The following is an 18,680-nucleotide window of genomic DNA, read 5'->3' as shown; positions in this document are numbered from 1 at the left end:
GCTACTCCCGTCCAAGGGGTCTCAGTTCGTATTTCGGGTTGAACAGCACACGGCGTCCGCGGCTCATCGAGATCCGGCCCGACGCGATCAGCTTGCGTCCGGGCTCTATCCCCACGATGGAGCGCCGGCCCAGCCACACCACGTCCAGCGCGGCGGAGCCGTCGAACAACTCGGCCTCCAGGGCCGGAACTCCGGCACGCGGCCGCAGGGTGACCGTGCGCAAGGTACCAGTAACGGTCACTATCTGACGGTCGTGGCAGTCACCGATGCGGATACAGCCTGCGGTGTCGGCGTCCTCGCGCAGTTCCTCCGACTCCAGGTCCTCCTGCGACGAGGAGAGCCGGTCGAGCATGCGCCGGAACCGGCCCACCGGCTTTTCGGAACGAGGAGCACCACTCATATCTGAAGCGTACCGGGGCCCGCCGACAGCTACGTACCCCCGGTGCTAGCGCTCGAACCGGTACCCCATCCCGGGTTCCGTAATGAAGTGTTTCGGGTGCGACGGGTCGGCCTCCAGCTTTCTCCTGAGCTGGGCCATGTACACCCGCAGGTAGTTCGTCTCCGTCCCGTACGACGGCCCCCAGACCTCCTGCAGCAGCTGCTTCTGGCTGACCAGGCGGCCGCTGTTGCGGACGAGGACCTCCAGGAGGTGCCACTCTGTGGGGGTCAGCCGTACGTCCTTGCCGGCGCGGTGGACCTTCTTGGCACCCAGGTCGACGGTGAACTCGTCGGTCTCCACCGTCACGTCGTCCTCGCCGCCCCCGGTGGGCTCGGCGCGGCGGACGGCGGCCCGCAGCCGGGCCAGCAGCTCGTCCATGCCGAAGGGCTTGGTGACGTAGTCGTCGGCGCCCGCGTCCAGCGCCTCGACCTTCTCGTCGGAGGTGTGCCGGGCGGAGAGCACGATGATCGGCACCCGGGTCCAGCCGCGCAGCCCCTTGATCACGTCGACGCCGTCGAGGTCGGGCAGTCCCAGGTCGAGCACCACGACGTCGGGGTGGCGGGCGGCGGCGAGCTGGAGGGCGGTGGCACCGTCGTGGGCCGCGTCGACCTCGTACTTGCGGGCCTTGAGGTTGATCACCAGGGCGCGCACGATCTGCGGTTCGTCGTCGATCACGAGCACCCGGGTCATAGGGACTGCCTTTCCGGTCGAGCGGGGTGAAGAGGTTCCTGCGCGTGCGGTTCTGCCGCGTCCGGCGGGCGGGAGCCGGTCCCGTGGAGGGAGAGGACCATGGTGAGGCCGCCGCCGGGTGTGTCCTCGGCGTGCAGGGTGCCGTCCATCGCCTCGGCGAAACCGCGGGCTACGGCGAGACCGAGGCCGACTCCGGCGCCGCGCGGGGCGTCGCCGTAGCGCTGGAAGGGCTCGAAGATGCGCTCCTTGGCGTCGTCGGGGACGCCGGGGCCGCGGTCGACCACCCGCACCTCGACCCGGTCCGCGATGGCGCTGGCGGACACCAGGACGGGCTTGCCGTCCGGGCTGTACTTGACGGCGTTCTCGACCAGGTTGGCCACCGCGCGCTCCAGCAGCCCGGCGTCGACGGACACCATGGGCAGCGTCTCGGGGATGTCGAGTACCACGCTGTCCTCGGGCACCCCGCCCAGCGCCATCGGCACCACCTCGTCCAGGTCGATCTCCCGGATGATCGGGGTCACGGTGCCGGTCTGCAGCCGGGACATGTCCAGCAGGTTGCCCACCAGGTGGTCGAGGCGGTCGGCGCCGTCCTCGATGCCCTCCAGCAGCTCCGCCTGGTCCTCCTCCGACCACGCCACATCGTCGGAGCGCAGGCTGGTCACCGCCGCCTTGATGCCGGCCAGCGGGGTGCGCAGGTCATGGCTGACGGCGGCCAGCAGCGCGGTGCGGATCCGGTTGCCCTCCGCCAGCGCCCGCGCCCGGTCGGCCTCCGCCCGCAGTCGCCGCCGGTCCAGCACCACGGCCGCCTGCGCGGCGAACGCGGCCAGCACCCGCCGGTCCTCCGCCGGCAGCACCCGCCCGGTCAGCGCCAGCGCCATGTGGTCGCCCACCGGCACGTCCACGTCCGCGTCCTCGGGGTTCGTGCACGGCCGCGGCCCCACACTGCCGGCGCAGGTCCACGGGTCCACGTCGCTCTGCCGCTCCAGCAGCGCCGCCGACTCCATCCCGAACGTCTCCCGCACCCGCTCCAGCAGCTCCTCCAGCCCGGTCTCACCGCGCAGCACATTGCCCGCCAGGAACGACAGGATCTCCGACTCGGCCCGCAGCCGCGCCGCCTGCTGGGTACGCCGGGCCGCCAGATCCACCACCGACGCCACCGACACCGCCACCCCGACGAAGATCACGAGGGCGACGATGTTCTTCGGGTCCGCGATGGCCAGCTGGTACAGGGGCCGGGTGAAGAAGTAGTTCAGCAGCAGCGACCCGAAGGCCGCCGAGGCCAGCGCCGGGAAGAGCCCGCCGAGCAGGGCCGCCGCCACGACCACCGCCAGGAACAGCAGCATGTCGTTGGCCAGGCCGAGATCGACGGCGTTCAACAGCACCGCCAGGAGCGCCGGGCCGGCCAGTCCGACCAGCCAGCCCCAGATGATCCTGGACCGACCGAGACGCGCACCCCGGGCGGCGGGCAGGCCCCGTCCCTTGCCCGCCTCGTCATGGGTGATCAGGTGGACGTCGAGATCGGGCCCTGAGTCCCGGGCGACCGTCGCCCCCACGCCCGGCCCGAAGACGTACTGCCAGCTCTTGCGCCGGGACACACCGAGCACGATCTGCGTGGCGTTCACTCCGCGCGCGAAGTCCAGCAGGGCGGCAGGAATGTCATCCCCGACCACGTGGTGGAAGGTGCCGCCCAGGTCCTCGACGAGCGTGCGCTGAACCGCCAGTTCCTTGGGCGAGGCGGACGTGAGCCCGTCGCTGCGGGCGATGTACACCGCCAACACCTCACCACCGGCCCCCTTCTCCGCCAGCCGCGCCGCCCGCCGGATCAGCGTCCGCCCCTCCGGACCCCCCGTCAGCCCCACCACGATCCGCTCCCGCGAACCCCAGATCGCCGACACCCGATGCTCACTGCGGTACTGCTGCAGATACTCGTCGACCCGGTCCGCCACCCACAACAGCGCCAGCTCCCGCAACGCCGTCAGGTTCCCCGGCCGGAAGTAGTTCGACAGCGCCGCATCCACCTTGTCCGGCCGGTAGATGTTGCCATGCGCCATCCGCCGCCGCAGCGCCTGCGGCGACATGTCCACCAGCTCTATCTGATCCGCGCGGCGCACCACCTCGTCCGGCACCGTCTCCCGCTGCCGCACGCCCGTGATCGACTCGACGACATCGCCGAGGGACTCCAGATGCTGGATGTTCACCGTCGAGACCACATCGATCCCGGCCGCCAGCAACTCCTCCACGTCCTGCCACCGCTTGGCATTCCGCGACCCGGGAATGTTCGTGTGCGCCAGCTCGTCGACCAGCGCCACCTTCGGCCGGCGCGCGAGGACCGCGTCGACGTCCATCTCCGTGAAGAGACCGCCGCGGTACTCCAGCTCGCGGCGGGGGGTCTGCTCCAGACCGTGCAGCATCACCTCGGTCCGCGGCCGCCCGTGATGCTCCACGAACGCCACCACACAGTCCGTGCCGCGCTCCACACGCCGATGCGCTTCGGACAGCATCGCGTACGTCTTGCCCACGCCCGGTGCCGCACCGAGGTAGATCCGAAGCTTGCCGCGTCCCATGGCCCTATTGTCTTCCCGTTCATTGCTGCGTACGCAGCGTCGACCTTACGGCCAACGATGTGGACAAACAGGACGGGGTGGGCGGCAGGGGACGTCTTTGACAGAACCCTGACGGTTCCGCGCACGAAAAAGGGCCGCACCCCGAACCCGGGGTGCGGCCCTTCTCGTGGCTGACTAGCGGACCTCGGTGATCTCCGGCCCGCGCTGCAACTGCCCCATGCCACCGGAGAAGCGCGAGCCCGCCTCCTCCTGCTGGATGGTCTCGGGGACCATCTGCGCGTCGTTCGGCAGCTTCAGGACGATCGGGTCGCGAGGCGCCATCGGGCCCTCGCCGCGGACCACGACCGTGTCCCGGAAGATCTGCTCGAGCAGCCCCGCGGCCTGCGGCTGCACCGCACCCTGCCCGGAGATCACCCCGCGCAGGAACCAGCGGGGCCCGTCCACACCGACGAACCGCACGACCTGGAAGCCGCCCGTGCCGTCCGGCAGTTGCACCGGCACCTGGGCGCGCAGCTCCCAGCCCAGCGGACCCTCGACCTCGTCGACGATGCCACCCTGCTGAGTGATGCCGCCGGCGATCTCCTCACGTACCTCGCCCCAGATGCCCTCGCGCTTGGGAGCGGCGAAGGCCTGCAACTGGACGGCGCTGTCGCGCAGCACGACGGTCGCCGCGACGATCGCGTCGCCCGCGACCTCGACCCGCAGCTCCATGCCGTCGACACCCGGCACGAAGATGCCGCCCAGGTCGACCCGGCCCTCGGCCGCGTCGCTCACCTCGGAGCTGTCCCAGGGCCCGTCGGGCCGCGGCTCCGGCTCGAGCCGCACGCGCCCGCTCTCTACCTCAACGTCCGCCTCAGTGTCGACACTGTCGACGACCTGCTCGGCCTCGCCGGCCGCGTCGTCGGCGGCACCCTTCTTCTTGCGACGTCCGAACACGTCACTGTCCTTCCCGGTCGGATACGACCGAAGCGTATCGATTCCCACCCGTCGCGCCGCCCACGGCGGCCTGACCGCTTGTGCTGTTCGTTCCGGTCACCGCGGCATGGCCGCCGGTGGATCCGAAGCCCCCTTCGGCCCGCGCCGACCCGGGAAGCTCCGCGACCTCCTGGAAGCGGACCCTCTCGACCTGCTGGACGACCAGTTGGGCAATCCGGTCGAAGCGCTCGAACCGCACGGCCTCGCGCGGGTCGAGATTCACCACGATCACCTTGATCTCTCCACGGTACCCGGCATCAACCGTCCCCGGGGCATTGACGAGGGCGACACCGCAGCGGGCGGCGAGACCGGAGCGCGGGTGCACGAAGGCCGCGTACCCCTCCGGGAGCGCGACAGACACCCCCGTGGGCAGCACGGCCCGCTCACCGGGCTCCAGCGCGCACGCCTCGGTGGTACGCAGATCGGCTCCCGCGTCACCGGGGTGCGCGTACGACGGAAGCGGTACGTCCGGGTCGACGCGCCGGATCAGCACGTTCACGGGGTCACGGCTCACGGATTCACCTCGAAGGCGCGGGCACGCCTGATCTGGTCCGGGTCGTCCATGGCGGCCCGGATCTCCTCCGGGCGGCCGTTGTCGGTGAAGTGATCGACCTTCACCTCGATGAAGAGCGCGTCGGCGCGGACGGCCACGGGTCCGTCGGGACCGTCGATGCGTCCGACGGCCGTCGAGTAGATCTTCCGTCCGGCCACCGCCACGACCTCGGCGGTCAGATGCAGGGTGGTGCCCACCGCCACCGGCGCGACGAAGTCCGTCTCCAGGCGGCCGGTCACGGCGATGGTGCGCAGCAGCCAGTTCAGCGAGCCGAGGGCCTCGTCGAGGGCGGACGCCAGCACGCCGCCGTGAGCGAGCCCCGGGGCGCCCTGGTGTGCGGTCCGCACGGTGAACTCGGCGGTGAGGGAGACACCTTCGCCCGCCCGCGCCTCCAGATGCAGTCCGTGAGCCTGCTCGCCGCCGCAGCCGAAGCACTGGCCGTAGTGCGCGCCGAGCAGTTCACCGGGCGCGGGAGCGTCGGGATGACGCACCGGCTTCCTGGCGTCGGCGGGGGGCTTGAGAACTGCGGACGAACCACTCACAGCCGCAGACCTTACCCGCGCGCCGACCCGATACCGACACCGTGCCAAGCTTGGCCGTATGCAGCTCTCCGCCACCCCGTACGAAGAACGCCTGACCGCTCCCCGCTCCTGGTGGCTGATCAGCTTCCTGGTCGGGGTCTCCATGGCGCTGATCCTGCTGCCGTTCGGCACGCTGCCGATGCTCGGCGGCCTGGCCGGGGGCACCGCGGCCGCGGCCGTCGTCGCCAGTTCGTACGGCTCGCCGCGCATCCGCGTCGTCGGCGGCTCGCTGATCGCGGGCGAGGCGAAGATCCCGGTGACGGCCCTGGGCGAGGCGGAGATCCTCGACCCGGAGGAGGCTCGCGCCTGGCGCACGTACAAGGCGGACACGCGCGCGTTCCTGCTGCTGCGCGCCTACATCCCGACCGCGCTGAAGGTCGAGGTCACCGACCCGGACGACCCGACGCCGTATCTGTACCTGTCGACGCGGGAGCCCGAGCGGCTGGCGGAGGCGCTGGAGGCCGCGCGGGCGGCGGCCGCCTAGGCAAAGATTCGGTTCAGTTCCCGAGTTCCTTGGGGATCTCGCCGATGCGCAGCGGATCCGCGGGAGTCTCCAGCGGTGGCAGTGCCGTCAGCGTCTCCCACGGCACCTGTGCCTTGCGCAGGTCCTTGCGGATGTGCTCGGCGAGCTTGCGGGTGTCTCTGCGGTTCATGACCGCCCCGACCGCGGCCCCGACCATGAACGGCATCAGGTTCGGCAGGTTGCGGACCATGCGCTTCATGATCTGCTGGCGCAGCTGGCGCTTCATCTGACCGTTCATCGCCGCGCTGAACGTCGACGGCTTCGTCACGTCGACCCCGCGCTCTCCCGACCAGGAGTTGAGATACGCGGTGCTGCGCTGCTTGAGATTGCCGGGCGGACGTACGCCGTAGACCTCGTGCAGCTCGGCGATCAGTTTCAGCTCGATGGCCGCGACGCCGGTGATCTCGGCGGCCAGTTCGGTCGGCATCGCGGGCGGTACCGGCAGCATGGCCGCCGCTCCGATGCCCGCGCCGACCGTGGACGTCGCGTTCGCCGCGCCCGTCACGAGCTTGTCCGCCAGCTGCTCGGGCCCGAGGGCGGGGAACTGCCGGCGCAGCGTCTCGAGGTCGCGTACGGGGATCCGCGGGGCGATCTCGATCAGCCGGTCGGCGAGGTACGCCAGGCCCGCCCTGGCCCGGCTGCCGCTCTTGCGGACGCCTTCCCTGGCCTTGTCCCGGAAGACCGCCGCACTCCCCCACCCTCGGCTTCGTTCGGGCGGGGGGACCCCCATCCGTGCGACGAGTGCCGGAGCCTCCGTCGGGACCGGCACCGGGAGGTCGGCCCGGTCGGCCGGTTCGAGCGAGGCCGATCCGGAATCGGATGAGCCCCGCTCGTCGTCACGCGCGCCATGAGGACCGTCGAGCGGCCCTTCGTCCGCTCCCCGTGAGAAGCGGCGCTTCCAGGGAGGGGTCGAGCCAGTCACGGCCGACCCGTCCTCAGTCGCAGTCGCGGCAGATCGGCTGGCCGTTCTTCTCCCGGGCCAGCTGGCTGCGGTGGTGCACCAGGAAGCAGCTCATGCAAGTGAACTCGTCCTGCTGCTTGGGCAGTACCCGGACGGCCAGCTCCTCGTTCGAGAGGTCCGCGCCGGGCAGCTCAAGACCTTCGGCGGCCTCGAACTCGTCGACGTCCACTGCGGAGGTCGACTTGTCGTTCCTACGGGCCTTGAGCTCTTCAAGGCTGTCCGAGTCGACGTCGTCGTCGGTCTTGCGTGGGGTGTCGTAATCCGTTGCCATGTCGCTCTCCCCCTCTGGGTGTCTGTGGTGTCTCCAGCGCACGTAACGCGTGAGAGGCCGGACTTGTGCCCGACCCGAGGCGGAGATTTTGCCTCACATCAAGGTCTGTTACTCAATCGACACCCAACCGGACTCCTCAAGAGTGATCGGCTTGGATGGCGATGCGGACCGTACACGGTCCCGATGCCGCACTTCAAAGGCGTCTCACCGTGTACTTCCCGTGATCAAGCTCCCCGAAAACCGGGATTTTCCCGGCTTTCCGACAGGGTGCATGATCACTGAGAGTAGATGGCCGGAAAGTTGCCTTTGTGATCGATCACACAGGGAGACGCCAGGAGCGGTCCATGAAAATTCCGCGCAAAGCGAACATCCCCGTGTGTGTCGCGGAATGGTCTCAGACGGGCAGGGTGACCCGCATCATGAGCCCTCCCCCCTCACGCGGTTGCGCCGTGATGTGCCCGCCGTGTGCCCGGGCCACGGACCGGGCGATGGACAGCCCGAGTCCGACGCCCTTGTCACTGCCCGTGCGCTCGGTACGCAGCCGTCGGAACGGCTCGAAGAGATTGTCGATCTCGTACGCCGGGACCACCGGGCCCGTGTTCGTGACGACCAGGACCGCCTGACCGTGCTGGACCTCGGTGCTGACCTCGACCCAGCCGCCCTCCGGAACGTTGTACCGCACGGCGTTCTGCACGAGGTTCAGCGCGATCCGCTCCAGCAGGACGCCGTTGCCCTGAACCACCGCCGTTTTCTGCTCGCCCCGGATCCGCACGCCCTTGGCCTGCGCCTCGGCGTGCACCTGGTCGACGGCCTGCGAGGCGACCTCGGCGAGGTCCACCGGTTTACGCTCGACGATCTGGTTGTCGCTCCGCGCGAGCAGCAGCAGGCCCTCCACGAGCTGCTCGCTGCGCTCGTTGGTGGCCAGCAGCGTCTTGCCCAGTTGCTGGAGCTCCACCGGCGCCTGCGGGTCGGACAGGTGCACTTCGAGGAGCGTGCGGTTGATCGCGAGCGGGGTGCGCAGTTCGTGCGACGCGTTTCCGACGAAGCGCTGCTGGGCGGTGAAGGCTCTCTGCAGCCGCTCCAGCATGTCGTCGAAGGTGTCCGCCAGTTCCTTGATCTCGTCGTCCGGGCCGTCCAGCTCGATCCGGCGGGACAGGTCCGAACCCGCCACCGCGCGTGCCGTGCGCAGAATCCGGCCCAGCGGCGACAGGACGCGGCCCGCCATGGCGTAGCCGAAGGCGAAGGCGATCACGGCCAGGCCGAGCAGGGCCAGGAGGGAGCGGCTGAGGAGATTGTCGAGGGCGTGCTGACGCTGTTCGTTGACGCAGGCGTTCATCGCCTCGTTGAACACGTCCGGCGTGGCGCTCGACGGCAGGTCACACACATTGCTGGTGACCTGCCCCTTAGTGATCTTGAAGGGCAGGTCGCTGCCGACGTTCAGCGCCTGCGCCGCCAGCAGATAGATGATCGACAGCAGCAGGATGCCCGCGATCAGGAACATGCCGCCGTACAGCAGCGTGAGCCGTATCCGGATGGTCGGGCGCAGCCAGGGGAACGGGGCCTCCGGCCTGCGGGGGTCCCAGGTGGGCTTCGGGGGCGCCTGGGGAGGCGCAGGTGTGGCGGCCACTGGATCAGATCCGGTAACCGGAGCCGGGGACGGTGACGATGACGGGCGGCTCGCCCAGCTTGCGGCGCAGGGTCATCACGGTCACGCGCACGACGTTGGTGAACGGGTCCGTGTTCTCGTCCCAGGCCTTCTCCAGCAGCTGTTCCGCGGAGACGACCGCGCCCTCGCTGCGCATCAGCACCTCCAGGACGGCGAACTCCTTCGGCGCGAGCTGGACTTCCTTGCCGTCGCGGAAGACCTCGCGGCGGTTCGGGTCGAGCTTGATGCCGGCGCGCTCCAGGACGGGCGGCAGGGGCACGCTGGTGCGCCGGCCCAGGGCACGCACGCGTGCCGTGAGCTCGCTGAACGCGAAGGGCTTGGGGAGGTAGTCGTCGGCGCCGATCTCCAGGCCCTCGACCCGGTCGCTGACGTCGCCCGACGCCGTGAGCATCAGCACGCGTGTGGGCATGCCGAGTTCGACGATCTTGCGGCAGACGTCGTCGCCGTGCACCAGCGGGAGGTCACGGTCGAGGACGACCACGTCGTAGTCGTTGACGCCGATGCGCTCCAGGGCGGCCGCACCGTCGTACACGACGTCGACGGCCATGGCCTCCCGGCGCAGTCCGGTGGCCACCGCATCGGCGAGCAGTTGCTCGTCCTCGACGACGAGTACGCGCACGTCGCTTGTCCTTCCTGTGTCCACCCGCGTAGCGCCTCCAGGGCGCACTCGGGCAGGGTCTACGTGGGTGTGTTGGTCTCCATCCTGCCCTTTTCGGCCATAAGTCGGCGGTAAGGCGGGGAACCGGGGCCCTGGGGGAGCGTGCGGCGGCCGGGAATACGAGATTTTCTCCTCGGGTTGAGGTTTCCGTGGGAGGGAGCGCGGGGAGGACCGATTACACCCCGCGATCACGCTCTGCATGTACCGCAGCACCATGTGGTACGCCGCAATCCGCTTTCCGCAGAGCGGGCGTGGGTGTCCGGCACCGTCGCCGCCCAGCCCGGGCTGCGCTGGGCATCCACAGGAGACGTGATCGCCCCTTCCGAACGGCACACCCCCGTGCCACCGACCCACGACCCAGGACGAGGGGGCGCAGCATGGACGCATTCACCGCAGGACTTCTGCAGCGCATAAGGGCGACCGAGTCCGACCTGACGCGGGCTCGTGACGAGGGCGACGACTTCCTCGTCGAGGTGGAGCAGGGCGAGCTCGACGACCTGCGCCGCCTGGCGGCCGAACACGGTGTGGAGGTCGGCGCCGCCAGCGTCTGATCCACCAGCACGCGCACGACGACAGTCCCCGGCGAATCCAGCGCCGGGGACTGTCGTTTTGTGACTGGTTCTTGCTCAGTCTTGGTTCTTGCTCAGTCGTGCCAGGCGCCGAAGTCTTCCAGGAGGCGCTGCAGGGGCTCGAAGACGCCCGGTGTGGCCGCGACCGTCAGGGCGTACGACGGGGGCTCTGCGGGCCGTCCGCCGGTCAGCGCGCCTGCTTCACGGGCGATGAGGTCACCGGCGGCCAGGTCCCAAGGGTGCAGCCCCCGCTCGTAGTAGCCGTCCAGGCGGCCCGCGGCCACGTCGCACAGGTCGACCGCGGCCGAGCCGCCGCGCCGGATGTCCCGCAGGAGCGGGATGAGTTTGTGTACGACGTCGGCCTGGTGGGCGCGGACTTCGGAGACGTAGTTGAAGCCGGTCGAGACCAGGGCCTGGTCGAGGGGCGGCGCCGGGCGGCAGGTCAGCTGCCGCTCACCGTCCCACGCGCCCGTGGCCCACGCGCCGCCGCCACGAATCGCGTGGTACGTCTCACCGCGCATCGGCGCCGCGACGACACCGACGACCCGCTCGCCGTTCTGCTCGGCCGCGATGGAGACGGCCCAAGTGGGCAGCCCGTACAGGTAGTTGACGGTGCCGTCGAGCGGGTCGATCACCCAGCGGATGCCGCTGGAGCCCTCGACGGAGGCGCCCTCCTCGCCGAGGAAGCCGTCGTCGGGGCGGCGGTCGGCGATCAGGCCGGTGATCAGCTTCTCGGCCGCGATGTCCATCTCGGTCACCACGTCGATCGGGCTGGACTTGGTGGCGGCGACCGCGAGGTCGGCCGGGCGGCCGTCACGCAGCAGCTCGCCCGCCTGTCGGGCGGCCTCCTGGGCCAGGGCGAGCAGGTCCGAGTGCAGGGGGTCGGTCACGGCGCTCCTCACGCGTACGTGCTGTCGGCGCCCGCGGCGGCGGGACGGGGGGCACGGGCCGGGCAGCAGCCCATCGGGCAGAGGTGGTGGCTCGGGCCCAGGGCGCCCAGGGCGCACGGTGTGACCTCCTGGCCGCGCTCGACGGCGGCCCGCTCCAGGACGAGGTCGCGGATCGCGGCGGCGAACCGCGGGTCGGCGCCGACGGTGGCGGAGCGGCGGAGCGGCAGCCCCAGTTCCTCGCCCTTCGCCTTGGCCTCCGTGTCGAGGTCGTAAAGGACCTCCATGTGGTCGGAGACGAAACCGATGGGCGCCATGACGACCGCCGGGGCCCCGGCCGCGTGCCGCTCCTCGAGGTGGTCGCAGATGTCGGGCTCCAGCCACGGGATGTGCGGTGCTCCGGAGCGCGACTGATACACCAACTGCCAGGGGTGGTCGACGCCGGTGCGCTCGCGCACGGCGTCCGCGATCAGCTCCGCGACGTCCAGGTGCTGCTCGACGTAGGCGCCGCCGTCGCCGTGGTCCTCGACCGGGCCGGAGGTGTCGGCGGCGGCCGTCGGGATCGAGTGGGTGGTGAAGGCGATCTGCGCGCCGTCCCGGACGTCCTCGGGGAGGTCGGCCAGTGAGTGGAGCACGCCGTCGATCATGGGCTCCAGGAAGCCGGGGTGGTTGAAGTAGTGCCGGAGCTTGTCGATCTTCGGCAGCTCCAGGCCCTCGGCCTGAAGCTGGGCCAGCGAGTCCGCCAGGTTCTCGCGGTACTGGCGGCAGCCCGAGTACGAGGCGTAGGCGCTGGTGGCGAGGACCAGGATGCGGCGGCGGCCGTCGGCGACCATCTCGCGCAGGGCGTCCGTCAGGTACGGCGCCCAGTTGCGGTTGCCCCAGTAGACCGGCAGGTCCACGCCGTGGTCGGCGAAGTCCTTGCGGAGGGCGTCGAGAAGGGCGCGGTTCTGGTCGTTGATCGGGCTGACCCCGCCGAACAGGAAGTAGTGCTGCCCGACTTCCTTGAGGCGTTCCTTGGGGATGCCGCGCCCTCGCGTCACGTTCTCCAGGAACGGAACCACGTCGTCCGGGCCCTCCGGGCCGCCGAACGAGAGCAGGAGGAGGGCGTCGTAGGGGGTGGCATCGAGCGCGTCTGGCATGACTCGATCCTGCCACCCGGTGCTGACAGCCGGGAAACGGCGGGGTGAGCAGTGCGGTCCCGGTGGTGCATGTGGGTGACGTGGCTCGTAATCTGTATCAGCCCCCTTTACGCCTTACCTCAGCCCGCGCCGGGCCCGTGCCCGGCCGAGGGACACCCGCACCCGCCGTACCGGAGACCTCGTGCCCAGCCCCTACCTCGCCCTGTTCGCCGCCCCCGGCTCCAAGGGCTTCGCCGCCGCCGGCTTCCTCGGGCGGATGCCGCTGTCGATGATGGGCATCGGCGTCGTCACGATGATCTCCCAGCTCACCGGCCGGTACGGGCTGGCGGGCGCCCTGTCGGCCACCATCGCGCTGGCGGCCGCGGTCGCGGGCCCGCAGGTGTCGCGGCTGGTGGACCGGTACGGGCAGCGGCGGGTGCTGCGCCCGGCCACGCTGGTGTCGCTCGTCGCGGCGGCACTGCTGCTGTTCGCCGCGCACTACGAGTGGCCGGACTGGGTGCTGTTCGTGGCCTGCGTCGGGATCGGCTGCGTGCCGAGCATCGGGGCGATGATCCGTGCCCGCTGGGCGGCCCTGTACCGGGGCACCCCGCAGTTGCACACCGCGTACTCCTTCGAGTCCGTGGTGGACGAGATCTGCTTCATCTTCGGGCCGATCATCTCCATCGGCCTGTCCACGGCGTGGTTCCCGGAGGCGGGACCGTTGCTCGCCGCCTGCTTCCTGGCGGCGGGGGTCTTCTGGCTCACCGCACAGCGCGCGACCGAGCCGAAGCCGCATCCGCGCGAGCACCGCGGCGGCGGCAGCGCGCTGCGCGCACCCGGTCTGCAGGTCCTGGTGGCCACCTTCGTGGCGACCGGAGCGATCTTCGGGGCCGTCGACGTGGTCACCGTGGCCTTCGCCGAGGAGCAGGGGCACAAGGGCGCGGCCAGCCTCGTGCTGGCGATCTACGCCGCGGGCTCCTGCGTAGCAGGAGCCGTGTTCGGGCTGCTGCGGTTCCACGGGGCGCCCGAACGTCGCTGGCTGCTGGGCGTGTTCATGATGGCCGTGAGTATGATCCCCCTCCTACTGGTCGGAAACTTGCCGTTTCTGGCCGTGGCGCTGTTCGTTGCGGGTCTGTCCATCGCTCCCACGATGATCACGACGATGTCCCTCATCGAAGAGCACGTACCACGCGCGCAGCTCACCGAAGGCATGACCTGGGTGAGCACAGGGCTCGCGGTCGGGGTCGCACTCGGCTCCTCCGTGGCCGGCTGGGTGATCGACGCGGCCGGAGCGCGTGCCGGGTACGGGGTTCCGGCGGTGTCCGGGGCCGTCGCGGTCGCGGTCGGTTTCCTCGGGTATCGCCGGCTCAGCAGGCCGGCTCCACGTCGGGGAGGCACCGTTGAGCACCACAGTGAGCGGCAGGAACGGCACGTGGCGTAACTGGGGCGGCACGGTCGCCGCCCGGCCGACGCGGCAGGTCGAACCCGCCTCCGTGGACGAACTGGCCGCGGCCGTACGGAAGGCGGCGGAGGACGGGCTGACGGTGAAGGCCGTCGGTTCCGGGCATTCGTTCACGTCCGTCGCCGCCACCGACGGTGTGTTGATCCGTCCTCAACTGTTGACCGGCATCCGCAACATTGATCGCGAAGCCGGGACGGTCACGGTGGAGGCCGGCACCCCGCTCAAGAGACTCAACATGGCTCTCGCCCGCGAGGGCCTGTCGCTCACGAACATGGGCGACATCATGGAGCAGACGGTCTCCGGGGCCACCAGTACCGGCACCCACGGCACCGGCCGCGACTCGGCCTCGATAGCCGCCCAGATCACGGGACTTGAGCTGGTCACGGCCGACGGCTCGCTGCTCACCTGCTCGGAGAAGGAGAATCCGGAGGTCTTCGCGGCCGCGCGCACAGGTCTCGGCGCCCTCGGCATCATCACCGCGATCACCTTCGCCGTGGAGCCGATCTTCCTGCTCACGGCCCGTGAGGAGCCGATGAGTCTGGACCAGGTCACCAGCCGGTTCGACGAACTCTGGGCGGAGAACGAGCACTTCGAGTTCTACTGGTTCCCGCACACCGGCAGCACCAACACCAAGCGCAACAACCGCAGCGCGGGCCCGGAACAGCCGGTGGGGCAGCTCGCGGGCTGGTTCGAGGACGAGTTCCTCTCCAACGGCGTCTTCCAGGTGGCCCAGTGGGCCGGCCGCGCGGTACCGGCCACCGTCCCGGCGATCGCCCAGATCTCCAGCAAGGCGCTGTCCGCACGGACTTACACCGATATTCCCTACAAAGTCTTCACTTCGCCGCGCCGGGTGCGCTTCGTGGAGATGGAGTACGCCGTTCCGCGCGAGGCCGTCGTCGAGACGCTGCGCGAACTCAAGAGGACGGTCGACCGATCCGGCCTGAGGATCAGTTTCCCGGTCGAGGTGCGCACGGCCCCCGCGGACGACATCACGCTCTCCACGGCGTCCGGCCGCGACACCGCCTACATCGCCGTCCACATGTTCAAGGGGACGCCCTATCAGGCGTATTTCACCGCCGCCGAACAGATCTTCACCGCGCACGAGGGCCGGCCGCACTGGGGCAAGGTGCACACCCGGGACGCCGAGTACTTCGCCGGGGTCTACCCCCGGTTCGGTGAGTTCACGGCGTTGCGGGATCGGCTCGATCCCGAACGGCGGTTCCAGAACGACTACTTGCGGAGGGTGCTGGGGTCGTAGCCGGCACGGGACGCAGGCGCGAAGCCATTGGTTCCGTATTTGCCGATTGCGTGAAGTGCGCCACGTTCAAGATCCCGAAAACCCGCGCCCGGACGGCCGAGTCCGCCCCCTTGCCAGAAGTTGGGCGGCGAGCCAATCCACGCACGTGGTCCGAATGGAGTACTGTTGCGAGCCCTGGGTTCGGTCTCCCGCCAGGGCGTCCGTGGCCTTCAAGGACCGCCGTGAGGGGGCTAGTTGCACAGGGTGACGGAGTTTGTCACTTAGCGTTGCGAATAGGTAACCGTGCCATAACGGCGATCCAGGGCCCTGGCCCGACACGCCGGGCAACTCGGCAAGGTTGTGGCAGGCTGCACCCGGGCAGGCCACACTCGACTAGCGGAAGCAGCGACGCACGTGACGTCGGCAGGCACCACCCGGGAGGTCCCCATGCCCGAACTGCGTGTCGTGGCCGTCTCCAATGACGGCACACGGCTGGTGCTCAAGGCTGCCGACTCGACGGAGTACACCCTTCCGATTGATGAACGGCTGCGCGCCGCCGTGCGCGGCGACCGGCCGCGCCTCGGCCAGATCGAGATCGAGGTGGAGAGCCATCTCCGCCCGCGTGACATCCAGGCGCGTATACGTGCGGGTGCGACCGCGGAAGAGGTCGCACAGATGGCCGGAATTCCGGTCGACCGCGTACGCCGCTTCGAGGGTCCGGTACTGGCCGAGCGCGCCTTCATGGCTGAGCGGGCCCGCAAGACACCCGTCCGCAGACCCGGCGAGAACGCCGCCGGACCTCAGCTCGGCGAGACCGTCCAGGAGCGGCTGCTGCTGCGCGGCGCCGAGAAGGACAGCGTCCAGTGGGACTCGTGGCGCCGTGACGACGGCACCTGGGAAGTCCTGCTGGTCTACGTGGTCGCGGGCGAACCGCACTCGGCGAGCTGGACGTACGACCCGCCCCGGCGGCTCGTGCAGGCCGTGGACGAGGAGGCGCGCTCGCTGATCGGCGAGTCCGAGGACCTCGCCTCGGCGGAGCCCAGCTTCCCGTTCGTGCCGCGCATCGCCCGGCTGCCGCGCGATCGCCCGCTGGACCGCCCGGACCGTCCGGTGCTGCCGTCGCCCTCCCCCGAACCCGAGGTGGAGAGCGCCGGCGAACGCGACTCGCTGACCAGCCTCCTGGAGGCGGTGCCGAGCTTCCGCGGCGACATGGTCGTCCCGGAACGCCCGGCGCCGGATCCGGTGGAGGAACCTCCCGCCGCCCCCGAACCCGCCGAGGAGGAACCCCCCGCGCCCGCCGCCTCGGCCGGGGCCGGTTCCGCCTACGCCGACGTCCTCATGCCCCGGTCCGTCGGCAGCCACCGCGACCGTCTGATCGGCTCCACCGACCGCCAGGCCGAAGCCGACGGCGTCCGCCCCGGCCGCCGGGCAGCGGTGCCGAGCTGGGACGAGATCGTGTTCGGGACACGGCGGAAGAAGCAGGAGTAGTAGGTCGTACGAGAGTGGGGCCCGCGCCTGACCAAGGCGCGGGCCCCACTGTCGTACGGCTGAACGGCTATTGAGGATCCGGCCCGACGGCGACCGGCCGGGACGGATCCGCGGACCACTCCGACCAGGACCCGACGTACAGCGCCGCCGGAATGCCCGCGACCGCCAGGGCGAGCACCTCATGGGCGGCGGAGACTCCCGAACCGCAGTAGACGCCGGCCTCGGGGCCGTCCTCGGACACGCCCAGGGTCTTGAACCGGGCCCGAAGCTCGTCCGCGGCGAGGAAGCGGCCGTCCGGCGCCACGTTCTCGTTCGTGGGCGCGGACACGGCGCCCGGAATGTGTCCGCCTACCGGATCGATCGGCTCCACTTCTCCCCGGTACCGCTCCCCCGCCCGCGCGTCGAGCAGCACGCCACTCCGGGCCAACGCCGCGGCCCCCTCGGCATCCAGCATGTCCACCGCTCCCGGCACCGGCTGGAAGTCACCCTCGGCCGGCACGGGCAGGGTCGTCTCCAGCGGGCCCTGCCAAGCGGGCAGCCCGCCGTCGAGGACCCGCACCTGAGGATGCCCCGTCCAGCGCAGCAGCCACCAGGCACGTGCCGCGGCCCAGCCCTGGCCGCCGTCGTACACGACCACGGGCACCGACGACGAGACACCGGCCCGGCGCATGGCCGTACCGAATTCGGCCATGTCGGGCAGCGGATGCCGGCCGCGCTCGCCCGGTGCCGACGCGAGTTCACGGTCCAGATCGACATAGACCGCGCCGGGGAGATGACCGGACTCGTACTCGGCCCGCCCGTCGAAGGGCGGTTCACCGGCCGCCTTGGCCACGCTCAACTGCCAGCGGACATCGAGCAGGACGGGCGGGGTCGGTCCCGCCAGCTCGCTCGCGAGTTCGATTGCGGAGATGATGGCGTTCATGGCCACCATCCTTGCGTATGGGGTGGCCGCATCGTCCATGTCCGACTACTCTGCTCGGCCGGACAGCCCCGATCACGAGGCGTACGGGATCGGGCACATGCTGTACAGCGGATCGACATCCGTCGGCAATCGCACCGAAATGGGCAAGGAACCGCACACCGGGCATTCTCCGGGCATGGGCCCGCAAAGACGGCGGCGCGCCCGGAGCGCGCGGTCCCATGGGGGTGCGAGCATCGGCACGGGGGTCCGCAGAGCGGTGGCGACACGGCTGCCGCAAGGGGTCGAGGAGAGAGTGACGATGACCGAGGCACGGGGGTCGGCCGGCCCGAACGGCGAAACGCACGCGCCTGGCACGCCCTGCTGGGTGAGTCTGATGGTGCACGGGCTGGCCACGACCCAGGAGTTCTACGGGGCTCTGTTCGGCTGGGAGTTCCGGCCCGGCCCCCAACAGCTCGGCCCCTATGTGCGCGCGCTGCTCGACGGCTCCGACGTGGCCGGCATCGGCCAGCTTCCGCCGGACCGGCACCTCCCCATCGCCTGGACGCCCTACCTGGCCTCGGACGACGTCGATCTGACCGCCGAGACGGTACGGCTGTGCGGCGGCACCGTCGGGGTGGGGCCGCTGGACGCGGAGGACGCCGGGCGGCTGGTGATCGGTTCGGATCCCTCGGGCGCGGTCTTCGGCGTGTGGCAGGCGGCGGCGCATCGCGGCACGGCCATCGCCGGGGTGCCCGGCACTCCGGCCTGGCACGAGTTGCTGACCTTCGAGACGGCGAGCGTCGCCAAGTTCTACGAGACCGTCTTCGAGTGCGACGAGGAGCCGGTGATCTCCGCCGACTTCGACTACGTGACCCTGCTCATCGACGGCCGCCCGGTCGCCGGTATCCACGGCGTCGGCAACTCCCTGCCCCGTGACCGGGGTCCGCACTGGGTGACGTACTTCGAAGTCGCCGACACCGACGAGAGTCTCGCGCAGGTCGCCGACCTCGGCGGGCATGTCCTGGGGCCGGCCCACGACACCGAACACGGCCGCGTGGCCACGGTCGCGGACCCCGAGGGCGCCAGGTTCTGCCTGGTCCAGAGCCCGGCCTGAGCTCAGGCCGGTGAGCCCGAGCC

19 protein-coding genes are annotated in these 18,680 nt (G+C 70.5%); 6 read left to right on the top strand and 13 right to left on the bottom strand.

Annotated elements, in window-relative coordinates:
* Window position 1: 1 nt before the first annotated feature.
* From KCH48_RS24815 to KCH48_RS24790, 6 genes are all read right to left on the bottom strand, one after another.
* Window positions 2–400 carry an OB-fold nucleic acid binding domain-containing protein gene (locus KCH48_RS24815; RefSeq protein ID WP_210576921.1) on the bottom strand — a complete coding sequence of 133 codons (399 nt, stop codon included), beginning with the start codon at window positions 398–400 and terminating at the stop codon, window positions 2–4.
* A 45-nt stretch (window positions 401–445) separates the two neighbouring features.
* Window positions 446–1,129, bottom strand: coding sequence for a response regulator (locus KCH48_RS24810; RefSeq protein ID WP_210576920.1), 684 nt, complete (start codon window positions 1,127–1,129; stop codon window positions 446–448).
* Complete coding sequence (locus KCH48_RS24805; RefSeq protein ID WP_210576919.1) at window positions 1,126–3,693, bottom strand: sensor histidine kinase KdpD; 2,568 nt, start codon at window positions 3,691–3,693, stop codon at window positions 1,126–1,128. Before KCH48_RS24805 ends, KCH48_RS24810 begins: the two co-directional genes overlap by 4 nt.
* A 174-nt stretch (window positions 3,694–3,867) precedes the next feature.
* Window positions 3,868–4,629, bottom strand: coding sequence for a DUF3710 domain-containing protein (locus tag KCH48_RS24800; RefSeq protein WP_210576918.1), 762 nt, complete (start codon window positions 4,627–4,629; stop codon window positions 3,868–3,870).
* Window position 4,630: 1 nt separating this feature from the next.
* Window positions 4,631–5,182, bottom strand: a complete 552-nt coding sequence (gene dut, locus KCH48_RS24795) for a dUTP diphosphatase (RefSeq protein ID WP_210576917.1) — start codon at window positions 5,180–5,182, stop codon at window positions 4,631–4,633.
* On the bottom strand, window positions 5,179–5,763 hold the full coding sequence (locus KCH48_RS24790) for a PaaI family thioesterase (protein WP_210576916.1): 585 nt from the start codon (window positions 5,761–5,763) through the stop codon (window positions 5,179–5,181). The genes dut and KCH48_RS24790 overlap by 4 nt, the downstream gene beginning before the upstream one ends.
* A 58-nt stretch (window positions 5,764–5,821) precedes the next feature.
* Between KCH48_RS24790 and KCH48_RS24785 the strand changes: the two genes are divergently transcribed.
* Window positions 5,822–6,286 (top strand): DUF3093 domain-containing protein, encoded by a 465-nt coding sequence (locus KCH48_RS24785; RefSeq protein ID WP_210576915.1) that lies wholly within the window; start codon window positions 5,822–5,824, stop codon window positions 6,284–6,286.
* A gap of 13 nt (window positions 6,287–6,299) precedes the next feature.
* Here KCH48_RS24785 and KCH48_RS24780 read toward each other — a convergent pair whose 3' ends face one another.
* From KCH48_RS24780 to KCH48_RS24765, 4 genes are all read right to left on the bottom strand, one after another.
* On the bottom strand, window positions 6,300–7,247 hold the full coding sequence (locus KCH48_RS24780; RefSeq protein WP_210576914.1) for a hypothetical protein: 948 nt from the start codon (window positions 7,245–7,247) through the stop codon (window positions 6,300–6,302).
* Between the two features lie 13 nt (window positions 7,248–7,260).
* Complete coding sequence (locus tag KCH48_RS24775; RefSeq protein WP_005481602.1) at window positions 7,261–7,557, bottom strand: DUF4193 domain-containing protein; 297 nt, start codon at window positions 7,555–7,557, stop codon at window positions 7,261–7,263.
* 394 nt (window positions 7,558–7,951) lie between these two features.
* Entirely contained in the window at window positions 7,952–9,184 is a 1,233-nt protein-coding gene (locus KCH48_RS24770) for a HAMP domain-containing sensor histidine kinase (RefSeq protein ID WP_210576913.1), read from the bottom strand.
* Window positions 9,185–9,188: 4 nt separating this feature from the next.
* Window positions 9,189–9,842 carry a response regulator transcription factor gene (locus KCH48_RS24765; protein WP_007385219.1) on the bottom strand — a complete coding sequence of 218 codons (654 nt, stop codon included), beginning with the start codon at window positions 9,840–9,842 and terminating at the stop codon, window positions 9,189–9,191.
* A gap of 416 nt (window positions 9,843–10,258) precedes the next feature.
* Here KCH48_RS24765 and KCH48_RS24760 point away from each other — a divergent pair, with 416 nt between their 5' ends.
* On the top strand, window positions 10,259–10,432 hold the full coding sequence (locus KCH48_RS24760; RefSeq protein ID WP_210576912.1) for a hypothetical protein: 174 nt from the start codon (window positions 10,259–10,261) through the stop codon (window positions 10,430–10,432).
* Between the two features lie 92 nt (window positions 10,433–10,524).
* Here KCH48_RS24760 and KCH48_RS24755 read toward each other — a convergent pair whose 3' ends face one another.
* Both KCH48_RS24755 and KCH48_RS24750 read right to left on the bottom strand, forming a co-directional pair.
* Window positions 10,525–11,340, bottom strand: a complete 816-nt coding sequence (locus KCH48_RS24755) for an inositol monophosphatase family protein (RefSeq protein WP_210576911.1) — start codon at window positions 11,338–11,340, stop codon at window positions 10,525–10,527.
* An 8-nt stretch (window positions 11,341–11,348) separates the two neighbouring features.
* Window positions 11,349–12,476, bottom strand: a complete 1,128-nt coding sequence (locus tag KCH48_RS24750; protein ID WP_210576910.1) for a ferrochelatase — start codon at window positions 12,474–12,476, stop codon at window positions 11,349–11,351.
* 181 nt (window positions 12,477–12,657) lie between these two features.
* Between KCH48_RS24750 and KCH48_RS24745 the strand changes: the two genes are divergently transcribed.
* The 3 genes from KCH48_RS24745 to sepH all read left to right on the top strand — a co-directional run bounded on the left by KCH48_RS24745 (window position 12,658) and on the right by sepH (window position 16,642).
* Entirely contained in the window at window positions 12,658–13,896 is a 1,239-nt protein-coding gene (locus tag KCH48_RS24745; RefSeq protein ID WP_210576909.1) for an MFS transporter, read from the top strand.
* Window positions 13,856–15,175 carry a D-arabinono-1,4-lactone oxidase gene (locus KCH48_RS24740; RefSeq protein ID WP_210576908.1) on the top strand — a complete coding sequence of 440 codons (1,320 nt, stop codon included), beginning with the start codon at window positions 13,856–13,858 and terminating at the stop codon, window positions 15,173–15,175. The genes KCH48_RS24745 and KCH48_RS24740 overlap by 41 nt, the downstream gene beginning before the upstream one ends.
* 426 nt (window positions 15,176–15,601) lie before the next feature.
* A complete protein-coding gene (gene sepH, locus KCH48_RS24735) occupies window positions 15,602–16,642 on the top strand; it encodes a septation protein SepH (RefSeq protein ID WP_210576907.1) in 1,041 nt (346 codons plus the stop codon).
* A gap of 67 nt (window positions 16,643–16,709) precedes the next feature.
* Here the strand turns inward: sepH and KCH48_RS24730 are convergent, their stop codons facing one another.
* On the bottom strand, window positions 16,710–17,564 hold the full coding sequence (locus KCH48_RS24730; RefSeq protein ID WP_210576906.1) for a sulfurtransferase: 855 nt from the start codon (window positions 17,562–17,564) through the stop codon (window positions 16,710–16,712).
* A gap of 298 nt (window positions 17,565–17,862) precedes the next feature.
* Here KCH48_RS24730 and KCH48_RS24725 point away from each other — a divergent pair, with 298 nt between their 5' ends.
* Window positions 17,863–18,657, top strand: a complete 795-nt coding sequence (locus tag KCH48_RS24725; RefSeq protein ID WP_210576905.1) for a VOC family protein — start codon at window positions 17,863–17,865, stop codon at window positions 18,655–18,657.
* Window positions 18,658–18,680 lie beyond the last annotated feature (23 nt).

It is taken from the genome of Streptomyces sp. GESEQ-4 (assembly GCF_017948455.1).
GTDB lineage: Bacteria > Actinomycetota > Actinomycetes > Streptomycetales > Streptomycetaceae > Streptomyces.
This window is presented reverse-complemented; position numbering and strand designations above follow the sequence as displayed.

Excerpts from the sequence above, each read along its gene's own strand:
- KCH48_RS24815 (WP_210576921.1), bottom strand. The coding sequence starts at position 400 with ATGAGTGGTGCTCCTCGTTCCGAAAAGCCGGTGGGCCGGTTCCGGCGC.
- KCH48_RS24810 (WP_210576920.1), bottom strand. The coding sequence starts at position 1,129 with ATGACCCGGGTGCTCGTGATCGACGACGAACCGCAGATCGTGCGCGCC.
- KCH48_RS24805 (WP_210576919.1), bottom strand. The coding sequence starts at position 3,693 with ATGGGACGCGGCAAGCTTCGGATCTACCTCGGTGCGGCACCGGGCGTG.
- KCH48_RS24785 (WP_210576915.1), top strand. The coding sequence starts at position 5,822 with ATGCAGCTCTCCGCCACCCCGTACGAAGAACGCCTGACCGCTCCCCGC.
- KCH48_RS24775 (WP_005481602.1), bottom strand. The coding sequence starts at position 7,557 with ATGGCAACGGATTACGACACCCCACGCAAGACCGACGACGACGTCGAC.
- KCH48_RS24760 (WP_210576912.1), top strand. The coding sequence starts at position 10,259 with ATGGACGCATTCACCGCAGGACTTCTGCAGCGCATAAGGGCGACCGAG.
- KCH48_RS24750 (WP_210576910.1), bottom strand. The coding sequence starts at position 12,476 with ATGCCAGACGCGCTCGATGCCACCCCCTACGACGCCCTCCTCCTGCTC.
- sepH (WP_210576907.1), top strand. The coding sequence starts at position 15,602 with ATGCCCGAACTGCGTGTCGTGGCCGTCTCCAATGACGGCACACGGCTG.
- KCH48_RS24730 (WP_210576906.1), bottom strand. The coding sequence starts at position 17,564 with ATGAACGCCATCATCTCCGCAATCGAACTCGCGAGCGAGCTGGCGGGA.
- KCH48_RS24725 (WP_210576905.1), top strand. The coding sequence starts at position 17,863 with ATGACCGAGGCACGGGGGTCGGCCGGCCCGAACGGCGAAACGCACGCG.